At 68.5% G+C, this 9923-nt stretch carries 11 protein-coding genes; 5 read left to right on the top strand and 6 right to left on the bottom strand.

Going from position 1 to position 9923, the window contains the following annotated elements:
- On the top strand, positions 1 to 786 hold a 786-nt coding region (locus AC07Y4_RS31965), incomplete at its 5' end, for an N-acetylmuramoyl-L-alanine amidase family protein (protein ID WP_495275627.1).
- Position 787: 1 nt separating this feature from the next.
- Here the strand turns inward: AC07Y4_RS31965 and AC07Y4_RS31960 are convergent.
- Both AC07Y4_RS31960 and AC07Y4_RS31955 read right to left on the bottom strand, forming a co-directional pair.
- Positions 788 to 1288, bottom strand: coding sequence for a DUF2938 domain-containing protein (locus tag AC07Y4_RS31960; protein WP_487848426.1), 501 nt, complete (start codon positions 1286 to 1288; stop codon positions 788 to 790).
- Positions 1281 to 2150: a class I SAM-dependent methyltransferase gene (locus tag AC07Y4_RS31955; protein ID WP_487848425.1), complete on the bottom strand. Its 870-nt coding sequence runs from the start codon at positions 2148 to 2150 to the stop codon at positions 1281 to 1283. Before AC07Y4_RS31955 ends, AC07Y4_RS31960 begins: the two co-directional genes overlap by 8 nt.
- Before the next feature lie 85 nt (positions 2151 to 2235).
- On the opposite strand from AC07Y4_RS31955, the gene AC07Y4_RS31950 reads away from it, so the two are divergent.
- Complete coding sequence (locus AC07Y4_RS31950; RefSeq protein ID WP_159276157.1) at positions 2236 to 2664, top strand: helix-turn-helix domain-containing protein; 429 nt, start codon at positions 2236 to 2238, stop codon at positions 2662 to 2664.
- A gap of 129 nt (positions 2665 to 2793) precedes the next feature.
- The gene (locus AC07Y4_RS31945) at positions 2794 to 3084 is read left to right on the top strand and encodes a YMGG-like glycine zipper-containing protein (protein ID WP_223301444.1); all 291 of its coding nucleotides are present in this window, start codon (positions 2794 to 2796) and stop codon (positions 3082 to 3084) included.
- Positions 3085 to 3157: 73 nt separating this feature from the next.
- Here the strand turns inward: AC07Y4_RS31945 and AC07Y4_RS31940 are convergent, their stop codons facing one another.
- The gene (locus AC07Y4_RS31940) at positions 3158 to 3823 is read right to left on the bottom strand and encodes a DedA family protein (protein ID WP_062478522.1); all 666 of its coding nucleotides are present in this window, start codon (positions 3821 to 3823) and stop codon (positions 3158 to 3160) included.
- Between the two features lie 49 nt (positions 3824 to 3872).
- Between AC07Y4_RS31940 and AC07Y4_RS31935 the strand changes: the two genes are divergently transcribed.
- Positions 3873 to 4382, top strand: coding sequence for a GNAT family N-acetyltransferase (locus tag AC07Y4_RS31935; protein WP_495275626.1), 510 nt, complete (start codon positions 3873 to 3875; stop codon positions 4380 to 4382).
- Complete coding sequence (locus AC07Y4_RS31930; RefSeq protein ID WP_062478516.1) at positions 4379 to 5317, top strand: LysR family transcriptional regulator; 939 nt, start codon at positions 4379 to 4381, stop codon at positions 5315 to 5317. The genes AC07Y4_RS31935 and AC07Y4_RS31930 overlap by 4 nt, the downstream gene beginning before the upstream one ends.
- A gap of 4 nt (positions 5318 to 5321) precedes the next feature.
- On the opposite strand, the gene AC07Y4_RS31925 is transcribed toward AC07Y4_RS31930, so the two are convergent.
- The 3 genes from AC07Y4_RS31925 to AC07Y4_RS31915 all read right to left on the bottom strand — a co-directional run bounded on the left by AC07Y4_RS31925 (position 5322) and on the right by AC07Y4_RS31915 (position 9650).
- Entirely contained in the window at positions 5322 to 6674 is a 1353-nt protein-coding gene (locus tag AC07Y4_RS31925; RefSeq protein WP_070095029.1) for an MFS transporter, read from the bottom strand.
- A gap of 46 nt (positions 6675 to 6720) precedes the next feature.
- Complete coding sequence (locus AC07Y4_RS31920; protein WP_495275625.1) at positions 6721 to 7542, bottom strand: fumarylacetoacetate hydrolase family protein; 822 nt, start codon at positions 7540 to 7542, stop codon at positions 6721 to 6723.
- Positions 7543 to 7859: 317 nt separating this feature from the next.
- Positions 7860 to 9650: an IlvD/Edd family dehydratase gene (locus AC07Y4_RS31915; protein ID WP_495275624.1), complete on the bottom strand. Its 1791-nt coding sequence runs from the start codon at positions 9648 to 9650 to the stop codon at positions 7860 to 7862.
- Between the last annotated feature and the right edge of the window lie 273 nt (positions 9651 to 9923).

Below are 9923 nucleotides of genomic sequence, written 5' to 3'. Positions count from 1 at the left end.
CCCCCGGCCCGGCCCGTGACGCCGCCCGGCCCGCCGCCGCGCGCCACGGCCAGCCGCACCGACCGCATCATCATCGTGGCGCTCGACCCCGGCCACGGCGGCGAAGACCCCGGCGCCATCGGCCCGAACGGCACGCGCGAGAAAGACATCGTGCTGCAGGTGGCGCACCGCCTGCGCGACCGCATCAACGCAGCCAGCGTCAACGGCAGCCCGATGCGCGCCTTTCTCACGCGCGACGCCGACTTCTTCGTGCCGCTGGGCGTGCGCGTGCAGAAGGCGCGGCGCGTGCAGGCTGACCTGTTCGTGAGCATCCACGCCGACGCCTTCACCACGCCCGCCGCGCGCGGCGCCAGCGTGTTCGCGCTGAGCCAGAGCGGCGCCTCCAGCAGCGCCGCGCGCTGGCTCGCCAACAAGGAAAACGACGCCGACAAGGTCGGCGGCGTGAACGTGGGCAACCACGAGGCGCAGGTGCAGCGCGCGCTGCTCGACATGAGCACCACCGCGCAGATCAACGACAGCCTGAAGCTCGGCGGCGCGATGCTCGGCGAGATCAAGGGCATCGGTGCGCGGCTGCACAAGGCGCAGGTCGAGCAGGCCGGCTTCGCGGTGCTGAAGGCGCCCGACATCCCGAGCGTGCTGGTCGAGACCGCCTTCATCAGCAACCCCGAGGAAGAAGCCAACCTGCGCCGCGCCGACTACCAGGAAAACCTGGCCGACGCGCTGATGCGCGGCATCCAGCGCTACTTCGCGCAGAACCCGCCGCTCGCGCGCAGCCGCCAGCTCTAGGCTAGAAGCCCGCCACGCGGGCAACCCACGCGGCCAGATAAAGGCCGACGCCGAAGACGCCGTGCGTGATCACGCTCTGGAACCGCGCCATCGCAGGGCGCGGCGTGCGCCGCGCCGCGAAGCCCGCACCCATCGCGGGTTGCATCACGCAGAACGGCAGGAGCACGGTGCCGATACCGACGATCAGCGCCGGGCCTATCGTTGGTTGGCGGGCCCATTCCAATCCCCAGCCCGCGAGCAGCACGGCCGCGAATGCGATGCCGAGCAGGTAGTGCGCGGTCCACCCGATGACGCCCTCGCCCGCCACGCGCGGCGACTTGCCGATGGGGTCGTGAAAGAAGCGCCCGCGCGTCAGGTGCACGAGCCAGCGGCCCACGAGCGCGTAGTCCAGCGAGGGAATGCCGAACAGGCGCTGGCGCAGCACGGCCCACAGGTCCATCACCACGGTCGCGCCGGCGCCGATCCACAGCGTGCGCAGCGCGCATTCAGCCGCTTCAGACATGGCCACGCTCCCGCACCGGCGCGCGCGCCGCGATCATCCAGCAGGCCGCGACAAAGCGCACGTCGTCGCCCTGCACATAGGGCGCAAAGGCGGCATGCAGCGTCTCGACGACCTGCGCGCGCGTTGCGTCATCCACCCCCTGCAGGACCAGGCCGACCGGCCCGAGCCGCGTGAAGTAGTCGGCCAGCGCCGTCGCGGGGAACGCGCATTCGACCTCGAAGGGCTGGATGTCGACCTCGCCCCATCCGCTCGCCGCGAGGATGCCCGCGACCCGCGCGCGGTCAGCGAACGCGAACTGGCCCGGTGCGTTCGGCTGGCGCGGCGGCAGGCCGGGCAGCAGCGGCGCGGCGGCACGTTCGGCCGTGGTCATGAACGGGTTGTCGGCCCCGCCGCGCCAGGCGATGCAGCGCAGGGCCGCGCCCTCCGTCGCGGCATGCCGCAGGTTCGCGAAAGCCCGCACCGGGTCGTCGAAGAACATCACGCCCAGGCGCGAGATCACCGTGTCGAACGCGGCCGGCTCGAAGGCGTGGCCCTGCACGTCGGCGCAGACGAAGCGGGCCGATGGGAGCACCTCGCGCGCGGCGCGGGCCTTCGCCGCCTCGATCATCGGTGCCGAGATATCGACGCCGAGGCACTGCCCGGTCGGGCCGAGTTGCCGCGCCACGGCGAGCGTCGTGCGGCCGGTGCCGCAACCCACGTCGAGCACGCGGCGGGCGCCCACGGCGCGCACCGCGTCGCTCAGCCGCGCTTCGAGCGGCTGGAACATCGCGTCGAGCACGGCCTGCGTCCGGACCCAGGCGCTGCCGGCGTGGCCGTTCCACAGGGCGGCCTGCTCGGCATTGGCGGGAGATGTGTCGTCCATGATCGTTTTCCTTCAGATGCCTTCAAGCGGCGAGAGCTAGACTGTGCCAATTCAAGTCGACTTGAAGTCAAGAGGGGGCCGGCACATGGACATTTCGGAAGTCGCGCAACGCGCCGGCGTTCCCGCCTCGACGCTGCGCTTCTATGAAGAAAAAGGGCTGATCGCCTCGACCGGCCGGCACGGCCTGCGCCGCGTGTTCGCGCCCGAGGTGCTGGAGCGGCTGGCGCTCATCGCGCTGGGGCGCGCCGCCGGTTTCTCGCTGGAGGAAATCGGCCACATGTTCTCGCCCGAAGGCAAACCGCGCATCGACCGGCAGGTGCTCGCGGACAAGGCGCAGGACCTCGATCGCACGATCCGCCAGCTCACGGCGATGCGCGACGGCCTGCGGCATGCGGCGGTCTGCCCCGCGCCCAGCCACATGGAATGCCCCACCTTCCGCCGCATCCTGCGGGCCGCGTCGTCGGGCGCGCTGGAAGCCCCGAAGAAGAAGGCGCCGAAGCCGCGCACCCCCTAGCCACACGTGCTTTCAGGCGTTGCGTTCCGCAACACGCGCCCCTGCGCACAGGCAAGCGCGGCAGGCTCCTACACCGCGAAATGCATACTTTTGACCATGATGAGCCATCACTCTCGAAAGGTGGACCTCATGTTGAAGACACGTCTCTGGATCGCCGCTGCAGCTGCCACTTCGGTCATGACGCTGGCAGGTTGTGCGAGCGGTCCGAACCAGAACCTCGGCACCGGCATTGGCGCACTCGGCGGCGCGGCGGTGGGCCATGCGATCGGCGGCAACACGGGCAGCACGCTCGGCGGCGCGGCCATCGGCGGCATCATCGGCAACCAGGTGGGCCGCAACGTCGACGAGCGCAACTACTACAACCAGCAACGCTACCCGCGCGGCAGTGGCTACTACCCGGACAACGGGCCGCGCTACTGATTGATCCTTCCAACCCTCAACGAAAAAAACGCGCCCTCCGGCGCGTTTTTTTCTGGGGTGGGCCGAGCGCGGCTCAGGCCTGCGAGGCCGCCGCCCGCGCCTTCTCGGCCTTCGAGGCGCGCCACGCGCCGAAGATGGCCAGCAGGCCGGGCACGAAGATCAGTGCCCAAATGATCTTGTCCAGGTGCTGGCGCACGAACGGCAGGTTGCCGAAGAAGTAGCCCGCGGTGGCAATGCCCAGCACCCAGATGAGCGCACCGCCCACGTTGTAGGCCGTGAACTTCGCGCGGTTCATCTCGGCCACGCCGGCCACGAAGGGCGCGAAGGTGCGAATGAACGGCATGAAGCGCGCCAGCACGATGGTGATGCCGCCGTAGCGTTCGTAGAAGCTGTGGGCCTGGTCGAAGGCCTTGCGGTTGAAGAAGCGCGAGTTCTCCCACTGGAACACCTTGGGCCCGAAGTAGCGCCCGATCGAGTAGTTGCACTGGTCGCCCAGGATGGCCGCCGCGATCAGGATGCCGCAGGCCAGCGGAAAGCTCATGAGCCCCACGCCGCACAGCGCGCCGACGATGAAGAGCAGCGAGTCGCCCGGCAGGAACGGCATGACCACCGCGCCGGTTTCGACGAACACGATCAGGAACAGCAGCGCGTAGACCCAGGGGCCATAGGCGACCACGAAGGCCTCGAGGTGTTTGTCGACGTGAAGGATGAAGTCGACGAGAAAGCTGATGATTTCCATGGGCGCGGATTATCCTTGTTGGCATGTCGCACCTTTTCCGAATCACCCCATGATCCAGATCCGCGAAGCCCTCGATACCGACTGGCCCGCCCTCTGGGCCGTTCTCGAACCGACGTTCCGCCGCGGCGACACCTACACCTACCCGCCCGAGGTCACGGAAGAACAGGCCCGCCATTCGTGGATGAAGGTGCCCACCCTGACCTTCGTGGCCTGCAACGACGAAGGCGCCGTGCTCGGCACCTATGTGATCCGCCCCAACCAGCCCGGCCAGGGCGCGCACGTGAGCAACTGCGGGTATGTGGTGTCCGAGGCGGCGCGCGGCCTGGGCGTGGCCTCGGCGCTGTGCGAACACTCGCAGCAGCAGGCCCTGCGCATGGGCTTCCTGGCGATGCAGTTCAACTTCGTCGTCTCCACCAACGAGCGCGCGGTGCGGCTGTGGCAGCACATGGGCTTCGCCATCGTCGGCACGCTGCCGGGCGCATTCAGGCATCCGCAGCTGGGCTTCGTGGACGCCTTCGTCATGTACAAGCAGCTGCAGCCTTTCCCCGGCGCGGCATGAAGAAGATCGAGCCCCGGCTCCTGCAGGCCTTCGTGGCCGTGGCCCGCGAGGGCTCGGTGTCGCGCGGCGCGCAGCGCCTGTTCCTCACGCAGCCGGCCGTGAGCCTGCAGCTCAAGGAACTGGGCGCGCTGGTCGAGCTGGAGCTGTTCCAGCGCACGCCCACCGGCCTGCTGCTCACGCGCGACGGCGCGGCGCTGCTCAACCATGCCGAACATGCACTCGAGAGCCTGAACGATTTCGCGGTGGCCGCCGAGCGGCTCAAGGGCGGCGTGCGCGGCTCGCTGCGCATCGGCACCATCCTCGACCCCGACTTCACGCGGCTCAGCCCCTTTCTCACCGAACTGGTGGCGCTGGCGCCCGAGCTGGAGACCGAGCTGCACCAGGGCACGAGCGGCGACGTGCTCGCCCAACTGCTCAACAAGGAACTCGACATCGGCTTCTACCTCGGCGACCCCGAGGCCACCGACCTGCCGCAGGCCAGCGCCGCGTCACGGCGCCACGACGGCGAGCTATTCCATTCGCAGGTGCTGGCGCGCTTCAACTACCAGGTGATCGGCCCGAGCGGCTGGGCGCCCCAGGTGCTGGGCCGCGACTGGCCCGAGCTGGCGTACCTGCCGTGGGTGCTGGCACCGGCGACCTCGTCGCATTCGCGGTTGCTGGCGCCGGTGCTGCAGGCCCACAAGCTGGTGCTGAAGAAAGCCGCGCAGGCCGACCAGGAGATGTCGATGCTGGCGCTGGTGCGCGCCGGCGTGGGCATTTCACTGGCGCGCGATGCACTGGCACTGCAGGCCAGCCAGCGCGACGGCCTGGTCATTGCCGACCGGGTGAGCATCGGCTGCGACCTGCGCTTTGTCTGCCTCGCCGGCGCGCTCAAGCGGCCGGAAGTCGACTGCGCATGGCAGGCCCTGTCGCGCGTCTGGCGACAGGCCTTCTGAACGACTAGGCGCGTGCCCGGCCGTCGAGCACGGCCGCCGGCGCTGCCGCCGCCCCACTCTTCTTCGCCACGCGCCAGCCCTTGGGCATGAGCGCCAGCATCAGCGCGGCCAGCAGCGCCGCGCTGCCCAGCGTGTACAGCCCCGCGGCCGAGCCGCCGTGGTTCTGCTCCACATAGGTCCGCAGGTTGGGCGCCACGAAGCCGCCCAGGTTGCCGATGGAATTGACCAGCGCAATGCCCGTGGCAATGCCCAGGCCCGACAGCCGCTCCGACAGGAAGGCATAGAAGATCGGCGTGCCCGACAGGTAGGTCGACGCACCGATCGACAGCGCCGCGATCGCGAAGATCGGCGAGCCGTGCGCCGACAGGCACACGCACACGCCGAAGATCGTGTAGAGCGTGGCCACGGTGACGCGGCGGCGGTCGTGGTGACGGTCGGACCAGCGCGTGACGAAGTACACGACGAACAGCGCCAGCAGCCACGGGATGCTGGTGACGAAGCCGACCAGCAGGCCGATCTTCTGGCCCAGGATCTGCCCCACCTGGGTCGGGAGATAGAAGATGAGGCCGTAGGCGGCGATCTGCACGATGAAGAAGTTCAGCGCAAAGAACATGACCCGCGGATTGCACAGCGTCTGCCACACGGTCTGCGGGCTGTCGGCCGACTTTTCTGCCGCTTCCTGGTCGAGCACGGCCTGCAGCGCGTTCTGCTGCGCAGTCGTGAGCCAGGGCGCGTTGTGCGGCCGGTCGACGATGACGAAGAAGGCCACGATGCCCACCACCACGGCCATCAAGCCCTCGATGAGGAACATCCACTCCCAGCCCTTGAGGCCGCCGATGCCGTTCATGTCGAGCAGCGCACCGGAGATCGGCCCGCCGATGACGAGCGCGCCCGCAAAGCCGAACAGCAAAATGCCGTTGGCCTGTGCACGCACCTTCGCGGGAAACCAGTAGGTCAGCGTGAGCAGCACGCCGGGGTAGAAGCCCGCTTCCGCGATGCCGAGCAGGAAGCGCAGCACGTAGAAGGAGGTCTCGGTGGTGGCGAACATCATGGCCGAGGCCACGAGCCCCCAGGTGACCATGATCCGGCACAGCCAGATGCGCGGGCCGACGCGCGACAGGATCACGTTGCTGGGCACTTCGAAGATCGCGTAGCTCACGAAGAAGATGCCGGCGCCAAGCGCGAAGGCGCTGTTGCTCAGGCCGGTGTCGATCTGCAGCGCCTGCTTGGCGAAGCCGACGTTCACGCGGTCGAGGATCGACATGATGTACATGACGATGAGCATGGGCAGCAGGCGCCAGCGCGCCTTGTGGATGGCGCCTGTGACCAGTTCGCCGTAGGGACTCGTGGTTGTCATTGTTGTTGTCTCCTGAATAGGTATGTCTGTCTGAAAGCCGTGGAGGCTAGCCGCGTGCGACCGCGCCGTGGACGGGGTTCGTCACCGAACCCAATCCGTCGATCTCGACCGAGACCACATCGCCGCGCTTCAGGAAGCGTGGCGGCTTCAGGCCCAGCCCGACGCCGGCGGGCGTGCCGGTGAGGATCAGGTCGCCGGGCTCCAGCGTGATGGCGCGCGAGAGGTACGCCACGAGGAACGCGACCGAGAAGATCATTTCGCTGGTGTTGGACGACTGCACGGCCTCGCCGTTGACGAGGCAGCGGATGCCCAGCGATTGCACGTCGGCCACTTCGTCGCGCGTGACGACGGTGGGCGCGAGCGGGCAGAAGCCGTCGAGCGACTTGCCGCGCACCCATTGCGCCTCGCCCAGCTGCACGTCGCGCGCGCTCACGTCGTTGGCGGCGACGTAGCCGAACACATGCGAGAGCGCTTCGGCCTCGCTCACGCCCTGTGCACGCTTACCGATGACGACGCCGAGTTCGGCTTCCCAGTCGACCTTCTCGGTGAAGCCTTCGGGCCAGGTGATCGCGTCGCCGTCAGCGGCCAGCGTGTTGCTGAACTTCGCGAACACGACGGGCTTCTCGGGGATGGCCAGGCCGGTCTCGATGCAGTGGTCGCGGTAGTTGGCGCCGATGCAGATGATGTTTCTCGGTGCGAACGGCAGCGTGGGCTTGACGTCGGCGAGCGGGATCGGCTGGCCTGCGTCGCGCCAGGGCTGGCCTTCGACGATGTCCTGCAGGCGGGCCGCATCGACGGGCTGCAGTGCGCCATCCTTGATGTAGCCCACGCGGGGGCCCTGCGGCGTTTGAACGCTCATCCACTTCATATCTGACTCCTTCTCTTCTGATTTAAAAAATTCTGGGTGCGGGTTCATTCAGGGCGTGTGCTCAGGCCACCGGGTACTTCCCTCCGCGAATGTCCCCCGGGGCTTCGCCCCTCCTCCTTGATTTCGCTGCGGGAAGCACCCAGTGTCCTGAGCACGATGGGCGCGGTCGTTGTGCGGGCCGATCCACACGTGCTCTGAACACGCTCACGTCGATGGGGTGCCTTGCGCAGCGAAAACCAAGGAGGAGGCCGCAGGCCGGGGGACATTCGCGGAGCAAGGCTCCCCGTCGGCGGGAGCGTCGCCCTGAACAACAGTCCTCAGTGATTCCGACGCGGAATGCCGGCCGTCTGCGCCACGCGCTGGTATTTGGTCGCCGGCTTCAGCACCATGCCTTCGGACAGCGTGTCCACCATCGCGCGCTGGATCTCCTGCCATGGCGTCTGGCTCGCGGGAATCGGGTAGCCGCCCTTCGCTTCGAGCTCGCGGGCGCGCGCTTGCAGCACCGCGTCGTCGACGAGCATGTTGACGGTGCGCTCCTTCAGATCCACGCGCACCTTGTCGCCGGTCTGCAGCAGCGCCAGGCCGGCGCCCGCAGCGGCTTCGGGCGAGGCGTTGAGGATCGACGGCGAGCCCGAGGTGCCCGACTGCCGGCCGTCGCCGATGCAGGGCAAGGCCGACACGCCGCTCTTGAGCAGGTGCGAGGGCGCGCGCATGTTGACCACTTCCGACGAGCCCGGGTGCCCGATGGGGCCGACTCCGCGCATGAACAGGATGCAGCTCGCGTCGATGTCCAGCGACGGGTCTTCGATGCGGGCTTCGAAATCTTCCGGGCCGTCGAACACGATGGCGCGGCCCACGAAGGCGTCGAGGTCGCCGGCCTTGCTGAGGTAGCGCGCGCGGAACTCGTCGGAGATCACGCTGGTCTTCATGATCGCGCTGTCGAACAGGTTGCCCGACATCACGAGGAAGCCGGCGTTCTCGCGCAGCGGCTGATCGAAGGGGCGGATCACGTCGGCGTCTTTCACGGGCGCGTCGGCGCAGTTGACGGCCAGGGTGTGGCCGTTGACGGTGCGCGCGTCGGTGCGGATCAGGCCGTGGCGGTGCAGCTCGGCGACCACCGCGGGCACGCCGCCCGCGCGGTAGAACTCCTCGCCGAGGTACTTGCCGGCGGGCTGCATGTCGAGCAGCAGCGGCACGTCGAGGCCGACCGTTTCCCAGTCCTGGATGTTCAGCTCCACGCCCGCGTGCTTGGCGATGGCGATGAGGTGGATGGGCGCGTTGGTCGAGCCGCCGATGGCCGAGTTGACGACGATCGCGTTCTCGAAGGCCGAGCGCGTGAGGATGTCGGAGGGCTTGAGGTCTTCGCGCACCATGTCGACGATGCGCCGGCCCGTTTCGTAGGCCATCTGGCCGCGCTCGCGGTACGGCGCGGGAATGGCCGCGCAGCCGGGCAGGCTCATGCCCAGCGCTTCGGCCAGCGCGTTCATGGTCGAGGCCGTGCCCATCACGTTGCAGTGGCCGGCCGAGGGCACGGTGGAGCCCACGAGGTCGATGTAGCCGGGGAAGTCGATGCTGCCCTTGGCGAACAGCTCGCGCGCCTTGAACAGCGTGGTGCCGGTGCCGGTGCGCTGGCCTTCGTGCCAGCCGTTGAGCATGGGGCCGCCCGACAGCACGATGGCGGGGATGTTGGCGGTGGCCGCGGCCATCAGCGCGGCAGGCGTGGTCTTGTCGCAGCCGGTGGTCAGCACCACGCCGTCGATCGGGTAGCCGGTGAGGATCTCGACGAGCCCCAGGTAGGCCAGGTTGCGGTCGAGCGCGGCCGTGGGGCGGCGGCCGTTCTCCTGGATCGGGTGCATCGGGAATTCCATCGCGATGCCGCCCATCTCGCGGATGCCTTCGCGCACGCGCAGCGACAGCTCGCGGTGGTGGCGGTTGCAGGGCGTGAGGTCGGAGCCGCTTTGCGCGATGCCGATGATCGGCTTGCCCGATTGCAGCTCTTCGCGGGTGAGGCCGTAGTTCAGGAACCAGGCCAGGTGCAGAACCGAGAGTTCGCTGTGTTCGGGGTTGTTGAACCAGGCGGCGGAGCGCAGGGGGCGGGGTGTCGTCATGGCGTCGGCTTTCAGGGTGGTCGGCGAACGCGCGCGGCGGCCCCCTGCGCGGCATGGCGGTGGGCCATGGCGGTGTATTGGGTGTCTCCGGTGCGTTCTTGTTGTGCGAATACGTTGGCGAAGGGGAGCTTAGGTTTTCGCCTTCGCCAAAGCCAATGAGATCGGTTGAGGATCGGTATAAGCGCGCCAAATACACCGCCAACCGCCCTGCTCGGGCGCCGCTTTTAGAATGTTTCCGGTGAGTGCCCTACCTTCCTCCCTCCCCCCCGCCGA

The organism is Variovorax sp. GW460-12-1-14-LB1 (genome assembly GCF_059423605.1).
Note: the sequence above shows the minus strand (reverse complement) of the source record. Positions and strands in the feature narration are given on the sequence as shown.